Origin of the sequence: Nocardioides sp. URHA0032, assembly GCF_000620645.1 — a bacterium.
GTDB lineage: Bacteria > Actinomycetota > Actinomycetes > Propionibacteriales > Nocardioidaceae > Nocardioides.
In genome coordinates this window covers 310,547-330,990 of record NZ_JIAV01000020.1, presented here as the reverse complement: position 1 = coordinate 330,990, position 20,444 = coordinate 310,547, and the positions used below count along the sequence as shown (strand labels likewise).

At 72.6% G+C, this 20,444-nt stretch carries 19 protein-coding genes; 10 read left to right on the top strand and 9 right to left on the bottom strand.

Annotation, left to right across the window (positions count from 1 at the left end):
* The first annotated feature begins 154 nt into the window (after positions 1-154).
* Complete coding sequence (locus N538_RS0112105; protein ID WP_028637525.1) at positions 155-1,669, top strand: FAD-dependent oxidoreductase; 1,515 nt, start codon at positions 155-157, stop codon at positions 1,667-1,669.
* Positions 1,670-1,882: 213 nt separating this feature from the next.
* On the opposite strand, the gene N538_RS0112100 is transcribed toward N538_RS0112105, so the two are convergent.
* Complete coding sequence (locus N538_RS0112100; protein ID WP_051549228.1) at positions 1,883-2,503, bottom strand: TetR/AcrR family transcriptional regulator; 621 nt, start codon at positions 2,501-2,503, stop codon at positions 1,883-1,885.
* A 49-nt stretch (positions 2,504-2,552) separates the two neighbouring features.
* On the opposite strand from N538_RS0112100, the gene N538_RS0112095 reads away from it, so the two are divergent.
* Positions 2,553-4,061: a flavin-containing monooxygenase gene (locus N538_RS0112095; RefSeq protein WP_028637523.1), complete on the top strand. Its 1,509-nt coding sequence runs from the start codon at positions 2,553-2,555 to the stop codon at positions 4,059-4,061.
* Positions 4,058-4,900, top strand: a complete 843-nt coding sequence (locus tag N538_RS0112090; RefSeq protein ID WP_028637522.1) for an SDR family NAD(P)-dependent oxidoreductase — start codon at positions 4,058-4,060, stop codon at positions 4,898-4,900. Before N538_RS0112095 ends, N538_RS0112090 begins: the two co-directional genes overlap by 4 nt.
* On the opposite strand, the gene N538_RS25105 is transcribed toward N538_RS0112090, so the two are convergent.
* Positions 4,863-6,215 carry a threonine/serine ThrE exporter family protein gene (locus N538_RS25105; RefSeq protein ID WP_081790442.1) on the bottom strand — a complete coding sequence of 451 codons (1,353 nt, stop codon included), beginning with the start codon at positions 6,213-6,215 and terminating at the stop codon, positions 4,863-4,865. The genes N538_RS0112090 and N538_RS25105 overlap by 38 nt on opposite strands.
* A 37-nt stretch (positions 6,216-6,252) precedes the next feature.
* On the opposite strand from N538_RS25105, the gene N538_RS25100 reads away from it, so the two are divergent.
* Together N538_RS25100 and N538_RS0112075 are read left to right on the top strand one after the other, a co-directional pair.
* Positions 6,253-6,792 carry a DUF402 domain-containing protein gene (locus N538_RS25100; RefSeq protein WP_155992075.1) on the top strand — a complete coding sequence of 180 codons (540 nt, stop codon included), beginning with the start codon at positions 6,253-6,255 and terminating at the stop codon, positions 6,790-6,792.
* A 19-nt stretch (positions 6,793-6,811) separates the two neighbouring features.
* Positions 6,812-7,942, top strand: a complete 1,131-nt coding sequence (locus tag N538_RS0112075) for a glutamate--cysteine ligase (protein WP_028637521.1) — start codon at positions 6,812-6,814, stop codon at positions 7,940-7,942.
* Here N538_RS0112075 and N538_RS0112070 read toward each other — a convergent pair.
* The 3 genes from N538_RS0112070 to N538_RS25095 form a co-directional block, all read right to left on the bottom strand.
* On the bottom strand, positions 7,936-9,018 hold the full coding sequence (locus N538_RS0112070; RefSeq protein ID WP_231496201.1) for a DNA polymerase IV: 1,083 nt from the start codon (positions 9,016-9,018) through the stop codon (positions 7,936-7,938). The two genes, N538_RS0112075 and N538_RS0112070, sit on opposite strands and share 7 nt — an antisense overlap.
* An 8-nt stretch (positions 9,019-9,026) precedes the next feature.
* Positions 9,027-10,124, bottom strand: coding sequence for an FUSC family protein (locus N538_RS0112065; RefSeq protein ID WP_028637519.1), 1,098 nt, complete (start codon positions 10,122-10,124; stop codon positions 9,027-9,029).
* A gap of 66 nt (positions 10,125-10,190) precedes the next feature.
* The gene (locus N538_RS25095) at positions 10,191-10,493 is read right to left on the bottom strand and encodes a hypothetical protein (protein WP_197025319.1); all 303 of its coding nucleotides are present in this window, start codon (positions 10,491-10,493) and stop codon (positions 10,191-10,193) included.
* Between the two features lie 155 nt (positions 10,494-10,648).
* On the opposite strand from N538_RS25095, the gene N538_RS25090 reads away from it, so the two are divergent.
* Together N538_RS25090 and N538_RS0112045 are read left to right on the top strand one after the other, a co-directional pair.
* The gene (locus N538_RS25090) at positions 10,649-11,848 is read left to right on the top strand and encodes a serine/threonine-protein kinase (RefSeq protein ID WP_155992074.1); all 1,200 of its coding nucleotides are present in this window, start codon (positions 10,649-10,651) and stop codon (positions 11,846-11,848) included.
* A 75-nt stretch (positions 11,849-11,923) separates the two neighbouring features.
* Entirely contained in the window at positions 11,924-13,327 is a 1,404-nt protein-coding gene (locus tag N538_RS0112045; protein WP_028637518.1) for a WS/DGAT/MGAT family O-acyltransferase, read from the top strand.
* Here the strand turns inward: N538_RS0112045 and N538_RS0112040 are convergent.
* Entirely contained in the window at positions 13,324-14,151 is an 828-nt protein-coding gene (locus N538_RS0112040; RefSeq protein WP_028637517.1) for an oxidoreductase, read from the bottom strand. The genes N538_RS0112045 and N538_RS0112040 overlap by 4 nt on opposite strands.
* Positions 14,148-15,305, bottom strand: coding sequence for a site-specific DNA-methyltransferase (locus tag N538_RS0112035; protein ID WP_028637516.1), 1,158 nt, complete (start codon positions 15,303-15,305; stop codon positions 14,148-14,150). Before N538_RS0112035 ends, N538_RS0112040 begins: the two co-directional genes overlap by 4 nt.
* 72 nt (positions 15,306-15,377) lie before the next feature.
* Here N538_RS0112035 and N538_RS0112030 point away from each other — a divergent pair, with 72 nt between their 5' ends.
* Together N538_RS0112030 and N538_RS0112025 are read left to right on the top strand one after the other, a co-directional pair.
* Positions 15,378-16,907 (top strand): alpha/beta hydrolase family protein, encoded by a 1,530-nt coding sequence (locus tag N538_RS0112030; RefSeq protein ID WP_028637515.1) that lies wholly within the window; start codon positions 15,378-15,380, stop codon positions 16,905-16,907.
* Between the two features lie 19 nt (positions 16,908-16,926).
* Positions 16,927-18,156, top strand: coding sequence for a phosphodiester glycosidase family protein (locus N538_RS0112025; RefSeq protein WP_028637514.1), 1,230 nt, complete (start codon positions 16,927-16,929; stop codon positions 18,154-18,156).
* A gap of 3 nt (positions 18,157-18,159) precedes the next feature.
* Here N538_RS0112025 and N538_RS0112020 read toward each other — a convergent pair whose 3' ends face one another.
* Complete coding sequence (locus N538_RS0112020; RefSeq protein WP_155992073.1) at positions 18,160-18,576, bottom strand: hypothetical protein; 417 nt, start codon at positions 18,574-18,576, stop codon at positions 18,160-18,162.
* Positions 18,577-18,629: 53 nt separating this feature from the next.
* Here N538_RS0112020 and N538_RS0112015 point away from each other — a divergent pair, with 53 nt between their 5' ends.
* Positions 18,630-19,196: a mismatch-specific DNA-glycosylase gene (locus N538_RS0112015; RefSeq protein WP_028637512.1), complete on the top strand. Its 567-nt coding sequence runs from the start codon at positions 18,630-18,632 to the stop codon at positions 19,194-19,196.
* On the opposite strand, the gene glgC is transcribed toward N538_RS0112015, so the two are convergent.
* On the bottom strand, positions 19,193-20,440 hold the full coding sequence (gene glgC, locus N538_RS0112010; RefSeq protein WP_028637511.1) for a glucose-1-phosphate adenylyltransferase: 1,248 nt from the start codon (positions 20,438-20,440) through the stop codon (positions 19,193-19,195). The two genes, N538_RS0112015 and glgC, sit on opposite strands and share 4 nt — an antisense overlap.
* Positions 20,441-20,444 lie beyond the last annotated feature (4 nt).

The following is a 20,444-nucleotide window of genomic DNA, read 5'->3' as shown; positions in this document are numbered from 1 at the left end:
GGTCTCGATACGCTCGCTGGCGCTCGCTACTCGACCACCGACTACTGCTTCGTTGGTCGAGTAGGCCGCCGCGAGGAACGAGCGGCGGACGTCGGCCACCGACCTGCACTCGCTATTCGGCGCCTGGAATGGAACGTGTTCTAGTATCGCCCGCATGACCGATGTGTACGACGTCGTGGTCGTGGGCTCGGGTGGGGGCGCGATGACCGGCGCGTTCCTCGCCCAGAAGTCGGGGCTGTCGACCGTGGTGGTCGAGAAGACCGGCCTGCTCGGCGGGACCTCGGCGTACTCCGGTGGGGCGTGCTGGCTGCCCGGCAGCGACGTGCAGCAGCGCGCGGGCATCGCGGACTCGACGGAGTCCGCGCGGGAGTACCTCGGCGCGATCCTGGTCGACCCAGACGAGGCCAGGGTCGAGGCGTTCCTCGCCCACGCGCCCGAGCTCGTCGCGGAGCTGGAGGCCGACGAGGCGATCGACTTCGAGTGGCTGCCGTTCCCCGAGTACTACGCCGCGCCCGGCCGGGTGCCGTTCGGGCGGTCGATCCAGCCGGCCAACGTCAAGCGCGGCGACCTGCCGGAGCGGGTCGGCGCGCTGGTGCGGCCGCCGGTCGAGCGCGACCGTGCGGGCGAGGGCGGCCGGAACACCCTGAGCGGCGGGCAGGCGCTGATCGCGCGACTGCTGGACGGATTCCTGCGCGACGGCGGCACCGTCCTGACCGAGCTGCCCGTGACCGGGCTGGTGCTGGACGGCGACCGCGTGGTGGGTGTCGCTGGCATGACCCCCGAGGGTCCGAAAGAGATCCGTGCACGCCGCGGCGTGCTGGTCGCCGCGGGTGGCTTCGAGGGCAACGCCGGGCTGCGCGCGGAGCACGGCGTGCCGGGCGATGTCGCCTGGACGATGGCGCCGGCCGGCACCAACACCGGCGAGCCGATCGTCGCCGGAGCGTCCATCGGCGCCGCGACCGACTACCGCGGCATCGGATGGTTCTGCCCCGGTCTCGAGCAGCCGGACGGCGGCGGCTCGTTCACCCTCGGCTTCCGGTCCGGGCTGATGGTCGACCAGGCCGGCCGCCGGTACGCCAACGAGTCCCTCCCCTACGACCGGTTCGGCCGGGCGATGGCCGAGACGCCGGAGCGGATCCCGTCCTGGTACGTCTTCGACTCCCGGGAGGGCGGCCGGCTGCCGGCCATCGCGATGCCCGAGGGCGACCCGGCCGCCCACCTCGCGGCCGGCACCTGGGTGCAGGCGGACTCGCTGCCGGAGCTGGCCGGCGCGATCGGCGTACCGCCTGCGGAGCTGGTGGCCACCGTCGAGCGGTTCAACGGCTTCTGCGAGTCCGGCGTCGACGAGGACTTCGGCCGCGGCGAGGACGAGTACGACACCTTCTTCGCCGGCGGCGAGGGCGCCAACAAGGCCCTCACCCCGGTGACGCAGGCGCCGTACTACGCGGCCCGCTTCGTGCTCTCCGACCTCGGCACCAAGGGCGGGCTCGTCACCGACGCCGCCGGGCGCGTGCTACGAGAGGGCGGCAGTCACATCGCCGGCCTGTACGCCGCCGGGAACTCCGCCGCGTCGGTCTTCGGCACGGTGTACCCCGGCCCCGGCGCGCCGCTCGGCTCCGCGATGGTCTTCGCGTCGCTCGCGGTGCGGGAGCTGCGGTCCAGCACGTAGCACTTGCCCGTCGCTCCCTCCTCGTCACTGCCCTGGCGCTCGTGGGGACCGTCGGGGTGTCGTCGCCCGCTCGGGCGGGGGGGTTCTCGATACGCCCCCCGCTCGTTCCTCGCGGCGGGCTACTCGACCAACGAAGAAGTCGTCGGTGGTCGAGTCGCGAGCGCCAGCGAGCGTGTCGAGACCCCCCGGCTCCCGCCCCGGCTCCCGCCCCGGCTACCGGCCCGGCGTGACCTCGACGATCGCGGGCAGCGACGCGGCCATGATCTCGAGCAGCTCCTCGCGGGTCACCCCGCGCGGCTCGGCGATCCAGGAGAGCACCAGCTCCTCCACCATCGCCGACCAGCCGCGCACCACCAGCCGGGTCGCGGGGGTGTCGGGGATGATGTCGCCCTGCGCGTCCTCGCGGAAGACCCGGCCGTTCAGCGCCGACCGGGCCTCCTCGTAGATCTCGCGCAGCGTCTCGTTGCCGCCGGCCGCCGCCTTCACCAGGGACAGGTAGCCCTCGTGGTTGTCCACGACGTAGTCGAGGTACGCCGACAACGAGGTCAGCATCCGCTCCATCGGCTCGCCGTCGACCGGGGGTGCCGTCTGCTCGATCAGGTCGTCGGCAGCCCGGCGTACGACGGCCTCGTGGAAGGCGTGCTTGTTGCCGAAGTAGTGGTAGAGCAGCCCGCGCGAGATCCCGGCCTCCTCCGCGAGCAGGTCGATCGAGAGCTCATCGAGGGACCGGTGGGCGAGCAGCTTCACGCCCAGATCGAGGAGCTGCTCCCGCCGCTGCTCGGGCGACAAGCGGGTCCGGCCCCCAGACGTCTGGCGGAGGGTAGGCTGACTCACGGCCACCACTCTATTGACACTTTTTCAATAACGCCAGTACGGTCGGCCCATGCATGTGGAGCACCTCATCGTCGGAGCGGGCTTCGCGGGACTGTGCGCCGCCATCAAGCTCCAGGAGGACGGCGAGACCGACTTCCTGGTGGTCGAGAAGGGGTCGGACGTCGGCGGCACGTGGCGTGACAACACCTACCCCGGCGCGGCGTGCGACGTCCCGAGCCAGCTCTACTCGTACTCGTTCGCGACCAATCCCGAGTGGTCGATGTCGTACTCCCCGCAGCCGGAGATCCAGGCCTACCTGCGCTCGGTCGCCGAGAGCTCGGGCACCCTCGACCGCTTCGAGTTCGACACCCGCTTCGAGGACGCCACCTGGGACGAGGCGGCCCAGGTGTGGCGGTCGCGGATCACCGGGCCGGACGGCGAGCGCACGGTCGTGTCGCGCACGCTGGTCGTCGGCGCGGGCAGCCTGTCGGAGCCGAAGCTGCCGGAGATCGAAGGCATCGAGACGTTCCAGGGCGAGCTGTTCCACTCCGCGCGGTGGAACCACGACGTCGACCTGGCCGGCAAACGGGTCGCGGTGATCGGCACCGGCGCCTCGGCGATCCAGATCGTCCCCGAGCTGCAGCAGTCCCTGGCGGCCAGCGGCGGCCACCTCGACGTCTACCAGCGCACCGCGCCGTGGGTGATCCCCCGCAACGACCGTCGGTACGGCGCCCTCGAGCGACGCGCGCTGCGCCGGCTCCCGCTGCTGCGGAAGGTCTACCGGACCGGCATCTACTGGGCGCACGAGGCCTACGTGCCCGCGTTCACCATCGAGCCGAAGATCGCCGCCCCCGCCAAGCAGGCCGCGCTCGCGAACATCCGCAAGGGCATCAAGGACCCGGCGCTGCGCGAGCGTGTGACTCCCCACTTCGAGATCGGCTGCAAGCGGATCCTGCGGTCCAACACGTGGTACCCGGCGCTCGCCGCGGACAACACCGAGCTCGTGACCGACCCGATCGCGAAGGTCACCGGCAACGCGGTCGTCACCGCGGACGGGGTGGAGCGGCCGGTCGACGTCCTGGTCGTGGCAACCGGCTTCCACACCACCGACCTGCCGTTCGCCGAGCAGGTCACCGGCACCGCCGGGCGGAGCCTTGCCGACGTCTGGCGCGAGCAGGGCATGGCGGCGTACAAGGGCACGACGGTGCCCGGCTTCCCGAACCTGTTCGTCCTGGTCGGCCCCAACACGGGCCAGGGCCACACCAGCATGGTCTTCATCATCGAGGCCCAGGTCGCCTACCTCCGCGACGCCGTGCGCACCATGCGCGAGCGCGGCCTCGGCGCGATCGAGCCGCGCGAGGCGGCGCACCGGAAGTGGAACCGCAGCGTCCAGCGCCGGATGAAGCGCACGGTCTGGACGACGGGCGGCTGCGAGAGCTGGTACCTCGACGAGCACGGCCGCAACACCACGCTGTGGCCGAAGGCCACCTTCACGTTCCGCCGCAACCTCGCCCGCTTCGACGCCGACGCCTACGACACCACCCCGGTCCCCACCAGCAGGGAGGAACAGCCCGCATGAAGTCCTTCGACGACAAGGTCGTGGCGATCACGGGAGCGGGCTCCGGCATCGGCCGGGCGCTCTCCCTCAACCTGGCCCGCCAGGGCGCGCTGCTGGCGATCTCCGACGTCGACGACGCCGGGCTGGCCGAGACCGTCGACCTGGTCAAGGCGGCCGGCGCCCGGGAGGTGCGCTCCGACCACCTCGACGTCGCCGACCGCGCCGCGTTCGCGGCGTACGCCTCCTCGGTGGCCGAGCAGCTCGGCCGGGTGAACGTGGTCGTGAACAACGCCGGTGTCGCGCTCGCAGGGAACCTCGAGGACCTCGAGTACGGCGACATGGACTGGATCGTCGGCATCAACTTCTGGGGCGTGCTGCACGGCACCAAGGAGTTCCTGCCCCACCTGATCGCGTCGGGCGACGGCCACGTCGTGAACATCTCGTCGCTGTTCGGGCTCGTCTCGATGCCCGGCCAGAGCATGTACAACGCCGCCAAGTACGCCGTCCGAGGCATGTCCGAGGCGCTCCGCGAGGAGATGCTGGTCGCCGGTCACCCGGTCGGCGTGACCGTGGTGCACCCCGGCGGCATCAAGACCGCGATCGCGCGCAACGCCCGCGTCTCCGCCAAGGAGGACAAGGAGCGCACGGCGAGGCTGTTCGACGAGAAGCTCGCCAAGATGACCCCGGAGCGGGCCGCCGAGATCATCGTCAAGGGCGTGCTGCACGACAAGGCGCGGGTGCTCGTCGGGCTCGACGCGCACGCGGTCCACCACCTCGCGAAGCTCACCGGCTCGCGCTACCAGGACATCGTGGCGAAGGCCGCTAGTCGCGTGCTTCCGGACCGGACGACGGTCGTCTGACCCGACGGGTCCGCACCTTGAGCGGGCCGACCAGGCGCGGTCCCGCGAGCCGGCCCTCGAGCCGGCGTGCCTCGCGCCGGAGCGGCTGGGCGACGTACTCACCGAGAATCACGCCGGAGGCCAGTGCGATCGCGACCGACGCGGCCGTGATGATCGCCAGCAGCCCCTCCGACGTGTAGTGGCCGCCCTCGGCCAGCAGGCTCAGCCCGCGGTAGATCGAGAGGCCCGGCAGCATCGGCACGACGGCGGAGACCACCACGACGAGCGGTGGCACCAGCAGCCGGCCGGCGACCGTGTAGCTCACGAGGCCGACGAAGAACGCCGCCAGCGCCGTCGACCAGGTGCTGCCGACGCCGCCGAGCGTGATCGTCTGGCTGATCACCATCGCCACCGCGGCGACCACCCCGATCCAGACCAGGGTGCGGCGCGGGGCGTAGGACGCGAACGCGAACGCCGCGGCACAGATCCCCGCCCCGACCGCCATCATCGTCACGTCCCGGAGGTTGGACGCGGCGCCCACCTCGATCTTCCCGACCGAGATGCCCAGCAGGTCGGCGACGGTGAGGCCGCCGCTCACGCCGGCGATGATCCCTGCCGTCGCCAGCAGCGCCTCGGTGAGCCGCGCGCCGGCCGTGACGTAGAAGCCGGTGAGCGCGTCCTGGAGCGCGCCCATGAAGCCGATGCCGGCGAGCAGCATGATCAGGTTCGCGGTGACGACCAGGGACGGGTCGAGGTCGCCCCAGGCTGCCTTCGCGAGCACGGCGATCAGGGTGGCCACCCCGCCACCGGCGACCTGGCGGTAGAAGAACGGGACCCGTCGCCGCCCCATCACCAGCTGCAACCGGTCGATGGCGATCGCCGCGACCGCCGCGATCAGGACCACGGCTGCGTTCCCGCCCAGCTGGAGCCCGACGCCGGCGGCCATCACACCCCAGCCGAGGGTGGCCGCCCAGCGCGGCAGGATGTGGCCGGAGGAGACGATCCGGGCCAGCCGCCCCCGGGCGTCCTTCAGATCGGCCTCGCCACGCAGCACGTCGCGGACCAGCTGGTCGACGAGCGTCAGGTCCTCGTAGTCGATGTCGCGCTGCTTGACCTGCCGGATCAGCACGACCGCCGGCTCCTCGGGGTCGGGCTGGAAGCTCATCGAGAGCGAGGTGAAGGTGACGTCGACCTCGGGCCGGCGCACGCCGTACTCCCAGGACAGGGCCTGCATGGTCGCCGTGACGTCCGCCGCGCCGGCTCCGGACGAGAGCAGGAGCTCGCCGACGCGGAGGCAGAAGTCCAGGGTCAGGTTGAGCTCGCGGGACTCCAACATGGCCGTCATGGTCGCAGCCGGCTGGTAGACAGGTCACGTGACCCCACCACCGGGAACGCCCGTCCGGATCGTGATGTCGAAGTGGGGTGACCGGCCGCACTGGGAGCTCGGCACGACCTACCTCGGCAGCGACGAGCACGGCGACTGGCTGGGCATCCGGCCAGGCACCGTGATGACCCGGCCCGGCATGACCTACGTGGCGCCGACCCGCCAGGTCGGGCTCATCCCGGCGGCCGGGCCGGACGAGGGCCGCGGCTGGCTGGCGACCTTCCACGACGTCGACGGACCGCTGCAGGTGTACGTCGACGTCACGACCCCGCCGGTCTGGGACGGCACCGTCGTGCGCGCAGTGGACCTGGACCTGGACGTGGTCCGCGGGAACACCGGCCGGGTCTGGGTCGACGACGAGGACGAGTTCGCGGACCACCGGATCCGGTTCCGCTACCCCGACGACCTGGTGGCCGCGGCGATGGCGTCGTGCGACCGCGTGCACGCCGCGGTGGCGGCCGGCGCGGCGCCGTACCACGGCGTGGCCGCGAGCTGGATCGCCCGGGTGGACGACATGCCCCTCGGTTGACCTGTGGAACGCTGGTCGGGTGCGCATCGACTTCCACGGATCTCCCGAGCCGACGCTGGGCGTGGAGTGGGAGCTGGCGCTCGTCGACCGGCGCACCCGCGACCTGCGCAACGACGCCACGCACCTGTTCGCCCGGGCGAAGCCGCGGCTCCCGGACCCGGGCAAGCTGCACAAGGAGATGCTCCGCAACACCGTGGAGCTCGTCAGCGGCGTGTGCCGCACCGTCGGTGCCGCGATGGCGGACCTGCAGCAGACCCTCGAGGTGATCCTCCCGGCCGGCGACGACCTCGACATCGACCTGTACGGCGCCGGCACCCATCCGTTCGCGACCTGGACCGGTCAGCAGCTCACCGAGGGCCACCGCTACGAGGAGCTGATCAACCGCACCCAGTGGTGGGGCCGGCAGATGCTGATCTGGGGCGTGCACGTGCACGTGGGCCTGCCCGAGAAGGAGCGGGTGATGCCGGTGCTCTCGGCCCTGCTCACCTACTACCCGCACCTGCAGGCACTCTCGGCCTCGTCCCCGATCTGGGCCGGCACGGACACGGGGTACGCCTCCAACCGCGCCCTGATGTTCCAGCAGCTCCCCACGGCCGGGCTGCCGTTCCAGTTCGAGACGTGGTCGGAGTTCGAGGCGTTCGCCCAGGACCAGGTCGTCACCGGCGTGATCGAGGAGCTCACCGAGATCCGCTGGGACCTCCGGCCGGCGCCGGCGCACGGCACGCTCGAGAACCGGGTCTGCGACGGTGTCTCCAACTTCACCGAGCTCGCGGCACTGGTCGCGCTCATGCACTGCCTCGTGATCGACCTGGACACCCGGCTCGCCGCGGGCGAGATCCTCCCGACCATGCCGCCGTGGCACGTGCAGGAGAACAAGTGGCGCGCCGCGCGCTACGGCCTGGACGCGATCGTGATCACGGACGCGGCGTCGAACGAGCGACTGGTCACCGACGACCTCGCCGACCTGCTCGAGCGCCTCGGCCCGGTCGCCGACCGGCTGGGCTGCGCCGCCGAGCTGGACTCGGTGGCCGACATCCCGCGCCGGGGCGCGTCGTACCAGCGCCAGCGGGCGGTCGCCGAGGCCACCGACGGCGACCTGGTCGCGGTCGTCGACTCCGTGGTGCGGGAGCTGCGCGCCGGCCTTCAGTAGCCCCCGTCCGGGGGCACCATCTCCAGCCGGACGCCGAGCAGCCGCACCGGCCGGTCGCGGTCCCGGTCGTCCAGCCGGTCCAGCAGCGAGACCGCCGCGTCGCCGAGCACGGACGGGTCGCTGGTGGGCGCCGGCAGGGTCAGGCTGCGGCTCACGGTGACGAAGGGCTTCAGCCGGACCTTGAGGCCGACCCGCGCCGCTGGCCGGCCCTCGGCGTCGATGTCCGCGACCACGCGCCGGGTCAGCTCCCGGATCGCGGCCGCGACCTCCTCCGGCGTCTCGAGGTCCTGCTGGAACGTCTCCTCGCGCCCGTGCGCGCGCGGCACCCACGGCGTGGCGTCCACCGGACCGGTGTCCGCGCCCCGGGCGAGGCGGTGGTACCACGGCCCCATCGTGGGTCCGAGCTCGGCGGCCAGCAGCCGGGCGTCGGAGCTCGCGAGCTGGGCGACGGTGTCGATGCCGAGCGCGGCCAGCTTCTTGCCGGTCTTCGAGCCGATCCCCCACAGCGCCGTGGTCGGCCGCTCCCCCATCACCTCGAACCAGTTCTCCTCCGTCAGCTGCCACACACCGCGCGGCTTGCCGAAGTCGGTCGCGATCTTGGCGCGCAGCTTGTTGTCGCCGATGCCGACCGAGCAGTGCAGGTCGGTGGCGGCCAGCACGGCTGCCCGCACCCGCTCCGCGAACTCCCGCGGGTCGCCGAGGTCCGCGTGCCCCGCGCCCGGGCCGAGGAACGCCTCGTCCCAGCCGAGCACCTCGAGCACGACGGGCACGCCACCCCACTCCAGGCCGCGCAGCGTCGCCATCACCTCGGCAGACGCGGCGTCGTACGCGTCCTTGTCGACCGGCAGGAACACCGCGTCCGGGCACTTCCGGGCGGCCACCCGCAGCGGCATCCCGGACCCGACGCCGTACGCGCGGGCCTCGTACGACGCGGTCGCCACCACCCCGCGCTCGGCGGGGTCGCCGCGTCCGCCCACGACGACGGGCAGCCCGGCCAGCTCGGGGCGGCGCAGCACCTCGACGGCGGCGATGAACTGGTCCAGGTCGACGTGCAGCACCCACCGCTCGCCCGCCACGGCCGGGCTCATCGCGGCGGCGGCAGCGCGTCGGTCGACTCCAGCTGGTCCATGCCCGTGACCATGAGCAGGTCGACGACGACCGACCGCAGCTGGGCCAGGACCGCCTCGGCCGCGAGCACGTCGGTGCGCTCCACCTGTCCCGTCGCTTCGGCGACCGCCAGCAGCGCCGGCTGGGCCGCCGTGGCCATCCGGTTGGCGGCCAGCTCCTCGGCCACGGCATCGCCGGCGTCGGCGAGGTCGAGCGCGAGCAGCGCGTAGGAGCCCGGGACCGGGCGGCGGTGGTACGCCGCGACCGCGGTCTGCCGGACCAGCACGCGGGTGCTGCGCAGCGCCCGGTCGAGCGGGTCGACGAGCTCGGCCATCTTGCGCAGGTCGTCGCGGTGCCGGACCCGGAACGGCGACGACTCGACGACCGAGAGGCCCTCGTCCGCCGCGTCCTGGAGCTCGCGGATCAGGAAGTCCGTCGACCGCGCGTCTGCGAGCAGCGCCAGCGCCCGCGCGGCCTCGCCGTCGGACATCACCTCACCCGCGGCCCGCAGCAGCGCCGCGACCTTCCGCATCACGACCGCGGCCTGCTCACGCGGTCGCCGCAACGGCGCCGCCGGCACGATCGTCGCCGCCACCAGCGCGACCGCGCCGCCGATCACGGCGTCGGTCCAGCGGGTGAACGCCTGGCTGGGGTCGGCCGCCAACCCGGCGATCACGATCGACTGCACCGCGGCCTGGGTCACGAACAGCGGGCCCTCGTCGAGCAGGAAGGCCGCCGACATCGACAGCGCGACGATCAGCCCGATCTGCCAGCCGCCGGACCCGAGCCAGGCCACGAGGAGGTCGGCGAGCAGGACCCCGACGGCGACGCCGATGGTGACCTCGGCGACCCGGCGCAGCCGCTGGCCGTAGGACGTCCCGAGGGCGACGACCGCCGCGACCGGCGCGAAGAACGGGGTCGGGTGGCCGAACAGGTCGGCGGCGACGAACCAGGCCACCCCGGCGGCGATCGCACACTGCCCGATCTGCCAGGTCTTCGACTCCAGCCGCTTGATCCGGGCGCGCAACGAGGTGCGCCCGCGGTCCCACATCCGGTCGAGCGGCCCCGCCTCCATGCGGGCGATCCTGCCACGCGGGCCCGCACCGTCACGGCGCCGTGAGAATGCCGCCCACGGCGTCGTTCACGAGGAGTGCGCCCAGTCGAGCGCCTGCTCCAGGTCGCCGAGGTCGCGGTACCAGGTGCGCACCTCGGTCCGGCACCGGACCTCCCGTAGCCGGGCGTGGTACTCCGAGCACTCGGCGCGTGCCTCGGAGTCGGTCGGTGGGTACTCCGCCGAGCCGTCGTAGTGCCGGATCTCGAAGCCGTTGGCGGGGTCTCCGGTGACGTCGACGATGGTGTCGCCGGGCGGCGGGTCGACGGCCGCGACCGCGGCTCCTCCGACGCAGGTGCCGAGGACGAGGGCGATGCCGATGATCCATCTCATGCCGGCGACGCTAGGAGCGGTCGCGGACCTCGCGGGCCGGGTCGGCCTCCCGCTGTGGAGAACCCTGCCGGAGCCGGGGCTGTGGACGATCCGCGGGCCGGCGCACGCCGACGGGTCCGCGTTCCCGATCAACCCCGCCTGGGTACCACCGGGGCGTGACTGAGGGTGTGACGGGCGGACTGCGCCTGCTCGACGGGCGCTACCAGCTGACCGAGCGGATCGGGTCCGGTGGCATGGGGACCGTCTACCGGGCCCACGACACGCGACTGGACCGGCCGGTCGCGGTCAAGGTGTTGCGCACGACCGACGACGAGGTCAACCGCGCCCGGCTCCGGGCGGAGGCGCGGTTCGCGGGCGGGCTGCAGCACCCGGGCATCGTGCGCGTGTACGACTACGGCGAGGAGGAGGGCCCGGCCGGCACGACGCCGTACATCGTCATGCAGCTCGTGGAGGGCATTCCCCTCACCGCCCCGCTCCCACCGGGCCGGGTCGCCCACCTGCTGGTCGGGATCGGTCAGGCGCTCGCCGCCGCGCACGCGGCCGGCGTCGTCCACCGGGACCTCAAGCCCTCGAACATCCTGCTCACGTCGGACGGCCGGCCGGTCCTCGTGGACTTCGGCGTCGCCCGGTCCGACACCGCGGAGCCGCTCACCGAGACCGGCTTCGTGGTCGGAACGGCGGAGTACCTCAGCCCCGAGCAGGTCGAGGGCGCCCGGGCGACACCCGCGTCCGACGTCTACGCGCTCGGCGTCGTGGCCCACCAGTGCCTCACCGGCAGCTCGCCGTTCCAGCGCGAGACACCGGTCGCCACCGCGCTCGCCCACCTGCGCGACGACCCGCCCGAGCTGCCCAGCGGAGTACCGGCCGGGCTCCGCACGCTGCTCCGGGCGATGCTCTCGCGTACGCCGGAGGAGCGGCCGACCGCGGCCGAGGTCGCCGCGCGGGCTGCCGTGGCACCCACGACCCGCACCGTCGTGGTGCCGCCGATGCCCGCCACACCGCCGGCGCCGCCCGTCGTGGTCGGGCCCTGGGCCCGGCGCCGGATCGTCGTCGTCACGGGCGGGGCGGTCGTCCTGGTCGCGGCCCTCCTGCTGGCCGCGCTCCAGGGGCGCGACCCGACCGCTCCGGCGGCCGCTGCCGACACGGCGGCCGCTCGGCACACCACGTCGGCGACGCCGCACCCGGTGCAGGCGACCGCCGGCTCCACGAAGCCGGCGGCGACCGGGGCGGCGCGCTCCGCTCCTCCACCGCCGCCGAAGCACCGTCCGGAGCACCACCACCCGAAGCCGCACGGTCACGGTCCCGGTCACCACAAGAAGCCGCACGGCCCGAAGAAGCACGGGCGGCACCACTGACGGGTTGTGGCGGTCGCCACGAGCCGCCACACTCGGACGGCACCATCCGGGACCGGAGCGAAACCAGGGGGAAGCGTGGTCTCACCGATCGACCCGACCGGGACGGCGTTCCTCCTGGCGGAGAACCGCAGCATGCCGATGCACGTGGGCGGGCTCCAGCTCTTCGAGAAGCCCGAGGGCGCCGGCCGCAACTACGGCCGGGAGATGTATGAGTCGATGCGGGACGTCGAGGAGATCGCGCCGCTGTTCCTCAAGCGACCGCACCGCTCCCTGTCCACGGGCGGGCAGCTCGTCTGGGTCGAGGACGAGCAGTTCGACATCGACCACCACATCCGGCACAGCGGGCTGCCGAAGCCCGGCCGGGTCCGGGAGCTCCTGGACCTGAGCAGCCGCCTGCACAGCACGCGGCTCGCGTGGGAGCGGCCGTTGTGGGAGGCGCACATCATCGAGGGGCTCCGCGACGGGCGCGTGGCCCTCTACACCAAGGTCCACCACTCCCTCGTCGATGGCATCTCGGCGATGCGGCTCGTCCAGAGCACCCTCAGCCCCGACGCCGCGACCCGCGAGATGCCGCCGCCGTGGGACGCGCGGACCCGGCGGGACCGGCCCCAGCGCACGAAGTCCGACGAGACGAGCCTGGCCGAGATCCCGACCCAGGTGATGCGGTCGGCCCTCGGCATCGCCGCCGAGGCGGCCGGCATGCCGGGCGCGCTGATCAAGACCATCAGCAAGGGCGTCCGCAACGAGACCTCGTCGATCTCGCTGCACGCGCCGCGCACGATCTTCAACCAGAAGATCACCGGCTCGCGCCGGTTCGCCGCCCAGGACTGGGAGATCGAGCGGCTGCACCGGATCGGCAAGGCCACCGGGACGACGATCAACGACGTCGTGCTCGCGATGTGCGGAGGCGCGGTACGCCGCTACCTGCTCGAGCACGATGCGCTGCCCGAGGCGCCCCTGGTCGCGATGGTGCCGGTCGGCCTCAAGGCGAAGGAGTCCCACATCGCCTCGACCGAGGGCGGGAACGCCGTCGGTGCGGTGATGTGCCAGCTCGGCACCGACCTCCACGACCCCGCCGGCCGGCTCGAGGGCATCCACGCCTCGATGCTCGACGGCAAGGAGGCCCTCTCCGGCATGACGCCGGCGCAGATCATGGCGATGAGCGCCCTCGGCCAGGCCCCGGCGATCGTCGCGCCGTTGCTGCGGATGTCGGGGATCATCCGGCCGCCGTACAACCTGATCATCAGCAACGTCCCGGGCCCGCGGTCGACGCAGTACTGGAACGGCGCGAAGCTGGTCGGCCACTACCCGCTGTCGATCCCGATCAACGGGATGGCACTGAACATCACCTGCATCTCCTACGACGGCAACCTCGGCTTCGGGCTGATCGGCTGCCGGCGGACCGTGCCGCACCTCCAGCGGCTGCTGACGCACCTCGACGACGAGGTCGCGGCCCTGGAGAGGGCAGCGGGCGTCTAGCGGAGGAACGCCCGGGCCAGCACCGCGTCGAAGGCCCGGTCGGGCAGCACCCGGCGTACGGCGGGGATGATCCGCGCACCCTTGCCGGTCGCGTAGCGGCTGCGGGGGTGTGGGGCGGTGGCCGCTCTGACGATCGTCCTGGCGACCACCTCCGGGCCGCTGGACATCATCCGGTTGTCGACCCTCGCCAGCGTGCGGACGGCGCTGTCCGCGTACTGCGCGTAGGCGCCGCCGCGGCTCGTCGCGGCGAGCCGCTCCCGCGCGATCGTGTTCCACTCGGTGACGATGCCGGCGGGGCGCACGATCACGACGTCGATGCCGAACGGCCTGAGCTCCACGCGCAGGCTGTCGCTGAAGCCCTCGACCGCGAACTTCGTGGCGTGGTACCACGCGCCGAAGGGCTCGTAGATGACCGCACCGATCGAGGAGATGTTGATGATCCGGCCACCGCCGTTGTGCCGCATCCCCGGCGTGACGAGCTGGGTGAGCCGGGCCAGGCCGAAGAGGTTGACCTCGAACTGCCGCCTTGCCTCGTCGAGCGGCACGTCCTCGACCGCGCCGTACGACCCGTAGCCGGCGTTGTTGACGAGGACGTCGATGCGACCGCCCTCGCTGAGGATCCGCTCGACCCCCGACGTCATCGACTCCTCGTCGGTGACGTCCATCCCGAGGACCCGGACCCCGTCCTTCTCGAGGCCGGCCATCCGGTCGACCCGTCGGGCCACGGCGTACACCTCGAAGCCGGCACTGCGCAGCCCGCGGGCCGCGTCCGCCCCGATGCCGCTGGATGCTCCGGTGACGAGGGCGACGCGGGCGGAGGTCATGCGTCGATCCTGCCCCCGACCTCCTCGAGGCCGCCACCGACCGTCTCAGCGACGGCGCGCAGCCGGGCGCGGGTGATGTCGGCGACCGTGAGGAAGCCGGCGTTGCGGGCGTTCGATCCATCGCGGGTCGGCTCCGCCGAGTTGACGCTGATGCAGCGACGGGAGCCGCGGTCCGCGGCGTTCTGGAGCGCGACCGCGTGGCCCGTCGTCCCGCTCCCGGCGAAGAAGTCGAGCACGACCGCGTCGTCGGGCATCGTCGAGAGGATCCGGCGGACCAGCCCGGTCGGCTTGGGCGACTCGAAGACGTGGCCGACCAGGTCCTTGAGCTCCTGCACGGCGGTGTCCGTCGACCCGACCTCCTCGGCGAGCCAGATCGTGCGCAGCTTCTTGCGGCGCCCGCCCGGGACTCCGGGATGCAGCCAGTCGCGCTGGAACACGTCGACCCGCTCCCCCAGCCTGCCCTGCACCCGACGGCACACGAGGTCGTCGGGGCGCTCGTCGATCCGCGGGCGGCTCCACCGCCAGACCGCGGGCCGCCCGTCGCCGAAGACGGGGCCGATCTCGACGGCGCCCGCGAACGGCGTGGTGCTGACCCGTCCGCTCTCCGGGTCGCCCCAGACCGTGAAGTGCAGGGTCCGCGCGGTCACCGGGTTGAACTTCTTGTTCGTGTTCCGCAGCGGCAGGTGCCGGTACCGCCGGCCGTCCTGGGTCGTCAGCGGGAAGTCGCGCTCGTCGACGGTGTCCGCGGAGGTCGCGTCGAGGACGGTGCGCCGGGCGTCCCGCGCGTAGACCAGGAGGTACTCGTGACTGGTCGCGAAGCCCTTGCCCAGCTGCCGGCCCTTCGGGTTGAGGTTGACCACGACCTGGGCGAGGAAGTTCTGCTCGCCGTACAGCTCGTCCATCAGCAGCCTCAGGTGCGCGGCCTCGTTGTCGTCGATGCTGACGAAGATCGCGCCGGTCTCGCGCAGCACGTCGCGGGCCGCCGCGAGCCGCGGCCGCATGAACGCCACCCACGCGGCATGGCCGCCGAAGGCGTCCTTGTAGGCGAAGTCGTTGCCGGTGTTGTACGGCGGATCGATGTAGACGAGGTCCACGGTCGGCAGGGTGGGCAGCACGTCGAGGTTGTCGCCCTCGACGAACGTGTTCCACGGCACGGCGCCAACCTAGCCGCCCGCATCCCCGTTGGTGAGTAACCCCGACCTCGGGAACGGCGTTGACACCGCACCATGAAGACGCTGATCGCCACCACGCTGCTCGCCGCCACGCTGGTCGCCGTACCCACGACGACCGCCGCCGCACGCCCCCTCGCCTCCACGACCGACGGCTGCCTGACCAGCGTCCCGGATCCGGGGACCAGCAACCCCGTCCAGATCTGCTACACGATCTTCCGCCCGGCCGGGGCGACCGCTCGCCGCCCGGTGCCGATGGTGATGCACAGCCACGGCTGGGGTGGACAGCGCGAGACCGACCCCTCGGCGTTCACGAAGCTCCTCCGCGGCGGGTACGCCGTCATCTCCTTCGACCAGCGCGGCTTCGGCGAGAGCGGTGGGCACGCGTACGTCGAGAACCCGCGCGTCGAGGGACACGACGTCCGGAAGCTGGTGACCCTGGTGAGCGGTCTGCCCTGGGTGGAGCAGGACGGCCCGGGCGACCCGAGGATGGCCGCGATCGGCGGCAGCTACGGAGGCGGCTACCAGTTCCTCACCGCCTTCGAGGAGCTGCGCCTGAAGGGCAAGCCGGTCCTCGACGCGCTCGCGCCTGAGATCACCTGGAACGACCTCAGCGACAGCCTCGCGCCGGAGGGCGTGGTCCGCACCGAGTGGGCGGCGGCGCTGAGCGCCGGGGCAGTCCCCTCGGACGCGCTGCCGACCAACGTCTACCAGGCGCTGGTCGAGGGCTCGGCGACCGGAAGCTGGCCGGACGGCTCGGTGCCCGGCACCGAGGACATGGATTCCTTCTTCCGCGAGAACGGGCCCCGGTGGCACGTCGAGCACGGGCGCCGGCTCGACATCCCGGTCCTGTTCGGGCAGGGCACCACCGACACGCTCTTCCCGCTGCAGCAGGGCCTGGCGAACTGGCGCACCGCGATCACCCCGCACGCGCGCCGGCACAGCATCTTCGTCGCGTACAACGGCGGCCACACGCTGCCCGCCGTGCTGCCCAGCGGGGTCAGCGTCGCCTCCGACCCGTGCAGCGAGCAGCTCGCGGGTGGCACCTTCACCGACCTGACGATCCGGTTCCTCGACGAGCAGCTCGAGGGCCGGCACACCGGGCTCCGCGGCTACGGCAAGCTGCACCTGGCCACCCCGGACAGCACCTGCACCACCGTGGCGACCCCCCGCGCCAACACGACGTACGACGTCGGCACGGTCGCCACCCCGGAGACCGGCGGCGCCCCGATCGCCTACGCCGTCGCCCAGGGCCCCATCCGGGTCGCCGGGACGCCGTTCCTCACCGGCACGCTGACCGCGCTCGGGGTGAACAACCGGGCGTTCTACGGCCTCGCGGTCGGCACCTCGCCGGCCGACGCCCACCTGGTGCAGAACAACGTCCTCCCGCTGAGCACCACCGCGCCGGTGGTCGGCGAGCAGCGCCGGATCGCCCTGCCGTCGGTCGCGATCGACGTGCCGGCCGGGCAGACGCTGTACCTGCTGGCGACCCCCGTCAGCGACACCTTCGTGGGGATGGGCAGCCGGACCCCGGGGGCCGTGGTGCTCGAGGACACGGCCGTCCACCTCCCCGTCGTGGGCGGGTGAACGGCCTAGCCTTGCGGGGGTGCGCATCCGCCTGACCCTCTCGGCCGGCCTGGTGGCGTGCGCCCTCGCAGCGGGGGCGCCCGCCCTCGCCGGGGACCCCGCACGCCCCGGGCACCAGGGCCCCGACGTCCCCCGCAAGCTGCATCCCAAGGACAGCTCCGGGGGCTATCCGGAGGCGACCGCGGCGCCCCGCACCTCGACCTACCCCCGGGCGACCACCGACGACCGGGTCGGCTGGCGGGTGGCGCCGGGCGTGAAGTACACCCGCTGGACGCAGACCGACGCACGCGGCCCGATCGTCGCGCACCTGCTGACCGTCGACCCGAGCACCCCCGGGCTGAGGATCGACTACGCGAGCATGCCGTCGGTGCGCCGGGTCGCGCCCGTCAAGGACATCCTCGCCGCGGACGGCGCGGTCGCCGGCGTGAACGGCGACTTCTACGACATCGGTCACACGGGAGCGCCGCTCGGGCTCGGCAAGGACCGGCAGCGCGGTCTGCTGCACGCCCGCAAGGACGGCTGGAACAACGCGTTCTTCATCAACCGGAACGGGCGCGCCGGCATCGACGACGTGCCGATGACCGCGAAGGTGCTGTTCCACCCGAGGCTCGCGGTCACCAACCTGAACTCGTCCTTCGTCATCCCCGGCGGGCTCGGCGTCTACACGCCGCGGTTCGGGCGCACCGCGGGGTACGCCGTCACGCAGGGCCAGACCGAGCGGGTCCGCCAGGTGATGGTCGCGAACGGTCGTGTCGTCAGCAACCGCGGCAAGCTCGCGAACGACACCGTCATCCCCGGCCTGATGCTCGTCGGCCGCGGGGACGGCGCGGCGCTGCTGCGCAAGCAGTTCCCCAAGGGCGCCCGCGTCAAGGTGCAGTGGTCGCTCCGGGGCCGCCCGCAGATGGCGATCAGCGGCAACCACTTCCTCGTGCACGACGGCATCATCCGCGCGGTCGACGACCGCACGCTGGCACCGCGCACCGCGATCGGCGTGGACGCCGACACCGGTGAGGTGCTGATCCTGGTGGTCGACGGCCGCAGCTCACGCAGCCGCGGCTACACGATGGTCGAGCTCGCGAACCTGATGATCGATCTCGGCGCCGACGAGGCGATCAACCTCGACGGCGGTGGCTCCTCGACGATGGTCGGGAAGAACCGCAACGGCGCGGCCGCCGTGCTCAACACGCCCTCCGACGGCTTCCAGCGATGGGTCGCGAACGCCGTGGCGATCGAGTACCACAAGCCCTGACGGTCACTGGAGCGCCGGCACGCTCGCCACGGCGACGGTCGTCACCGGGGCGAGGCACTCCGGCATCGGCTTCGCGACCGTCTCGGGGACGATCACGTCCTGCTCGAGGTCGGCGCCGGGCGGCACGTCGCAGCCGACCGAGACGACCTGCGCGAGGACGGGGTTGCCGCCCGCAGCACCGGCGGCCTTCGTCACCTGCCCGGCCAGCCCGTCGCTGAACTGCCTGACGTAGGACGCCAGGTCGGCCGGGTCGGTCACGTCGGTCGCCTGCGCCTCCGGGTCCCCTCCCCCGGCGGTGGCGTGGACCAGGATGATCTCGGGCTCCGGCGCGTCCTGGGGATCGGGCGACCGCCCGCCCGCCTCGTCACCGCAGCCGGCGAGCAGCACCAGGAGTGCGAGCGTTCCGAGAAGTCGTCGCATGGTGATGGGACGGTACTGACCGCCGCCGGGTTCCGCCATGGCAGGCTGCGCGGGTGCCCCGCTTCACCCGCGCCGAGCTGCTGTCCTACCGCGACCACGAGGTGCCCGACCTGGTCGGGCCCGGGCTCAAGCTGCTGTTCGTCGGGATCAACCCCGGCCTGTGGACCGCGGCGACCCGGACCCACTTCGCGTCCCCGTCGAACCGCTTCTACCCCGCGCTGTACGCCGCGGGGATCATCGAGGAGCCGTTGAGCCCCTCCGGCGGGATGACCGACGCCGACCGCGACCTGCTCCGCTCGCGCGGCATCGGGATCACCAACATCGTGCGGCGGGCGACGGCCCGCGCCGACGAGCTGACCCGGGCCGAGCTGCGGGCGGGGGCGGCCGAGCTGGAGGCGACCGTGCGCCGTACCTCGCCCCGGGTGGTGGCGATCCTCGGCATCACGGCGTACCGCACCGCCTTCGACCGCAAGCTGGCGACGCCGGGCCGGCAGCCGGAGCCGCTCGCCGGCGCGGAGCTGTGGGTCGTGCCGAACCCGAGCGGGCTGAACGCGCACGAGACGGCGGCGTCGCTGGCGGTGGCGTACGCCGAGGCCGCTCGTGCCGCCGGCGTGATCTAGCCCGGGAACACCTGGTCCTTGCCGAGCACGGTCAGCCCGTCCTCGACGACGAACCCGCGCGCCCGGTCGGCGGCCGGGTCGAGCCCGAGCTCGGCCCCGGGCGGGACCACGACGTTCTTGTCGATGATCGCGTTGTGCACCCGGGCGCCGTCGCCGACGCGGACTCCGTTCATCAGCACCGAGCCGACGACCTCCGCCCCCGCGCCGACCCGCACCGCCGGCGACAGCACCGAGCTCTGCACGCGACCGCCCGTGACGACCACCCCGGGCGAGAGCACGGCCTCGTCGACGAACGGCTTCTCGCCCGCGACGCCCTTCACGAGCTTCGCCGGCGGCTGCGGGCCGTAGGAGGTGTAGATCGGCCAGTCGAAGTTGTAGAGGTTGAAGATCGGAAGGGGGGAGACGACGTCCATGTGCGCGGCATAGTAGGAGCCGAGGGTCCCGACGTCACGCCAGTAGCCGCGGTCGCGGTCCGTCGAGCCCGCGACGTCGTTGTCCTTGTAGTCGTAGACGTTCGCCTGCTGGCGGCGCACGAACGATGGCACGATGTCACCGCCCATGTCGTGCTTCGAGCCGATCTCGGTGGCGTCCCGGGTCACCGCCTCGACCAGCGCGTCGGCGTCGAAGACGTAGTTGCCCATCGACGCGAGCACCTCGCCCGGGCTGTCCGGCAGGCCGACCGGGTTCTTCGGCTTCTCCAGGAAGTCCCGGATCTTCGTCGGTTCGTCGGGGTGCACGTCGATGACGCCGAACTGGTCCGCCAGCTCGATCGGCTGCCGGATCGCGGCGACCGTGCACGCCGCGCCGCTGTCGCAGTGCGCGGCCACCATCTGGGCGAAGTCCATCCGGTAGACGTGGTCCGCGCCGACGACGACCACGGTGTCGGGCCGCTCGTCGCGGATCAGGTTCAGGGACTGGTAGATCGCGTCGGCGCTGCCCAGGTACCAGTTCTTGCCCACCCGCTGCTGCGCGGGCACCGGCGCCACGTAGTTGCCGAGCATGGTCGACATCCGCCAGGTCTGGGTGACGTGCTTGTCCAGGCTGTGCGACTTGTACTGGGTGAGCACGACGATCTTCAGGTAGCCGCTGTTGACGACGTTCGAGAGCGCGAAGTCGATGAGCCGGTAGATGCCGGCGAACGGCACCGACGGTTTCGCCCGGTCGGCGGTGAGCGGCATCAGCCGCTTGCCCTCACCTCCCGCCAGGACGATCGCGAGGACCTTCTTCCGGGAGCTGAGCGACATGTGC

Bases quoted from the DNA above. Each gene is read 5' to 3' on its own strand.
- N538_RS0112105 (WP_028637525.1), top strand. From the start codon at position 155: ATGACCGATGTGTACGACGTCGTGGTCGTGGGCTCGGGTGGGGGCGCG.
- N538_RS0112095 (WP_028637523.1), top strand. From the start codon at position 2,553: ATGCATGTGGAGCACCTCATCGTCGGAGCGGGCTTCGCGGGACTGTGC.
- N538_RS0112090 (WP_028637522.1), top strand. From the start codon at position 4,058: ATGAAGTCCTTCGACGACAAGGTCGTGGCGATCACGGGAGCGGGCTCC.
- N538_RS25105 (WP_081790442.1), bottom strand. From the start codon at position 6,215: ATGTTGGAGTCCCGCGAGCTCAACCTGACCCTGGACTTCTGCCTCCGC.
- N538_RS0112065 (WP_028637519.1), bottom strand. From the start codon at position 10,124: ATGGAGGCGGGGCCGCTCGACCGGATGTGGGACCGCGGGCGCACCTCG.
- N538_RS25095 (WP_197025319.1), bottom strand. From the start codon at position 10,493: ATGAGATGGATCATCGGCATCGCCCTCGTCCTCGGCACCTGCGTCGGA.
- N538_RS0112040 (WP_028637517.1), bottom strand. From the start codon at position 14,151: ATGACCTCCGCCCGCGTCGCCCTCGTCACCGGAGCATCCAGCGGCATC.
- N538_RS0112030 (WP_028637515.1), top strand. From the start codon at position 15,378: ATGAAGACGCTGATCGCCACCACGCTGCTCGCCGCCACGCTGGTCGCC.
- N538_RS0112020 (WP_155992073.1), bottom strand. From the start codon at position 18,576: ATGCGACGACTTCTCGGAACGCTCGCACTCCTGGTGCTGCTCGCCGGC.
- glgC (WP_028637511.1), bottom strand. From the start codon at position 20,440: ATGTCGCTCAGCTCCCGGAAGAAGGTCCTCGCGATCGTCCTGGCGGGA.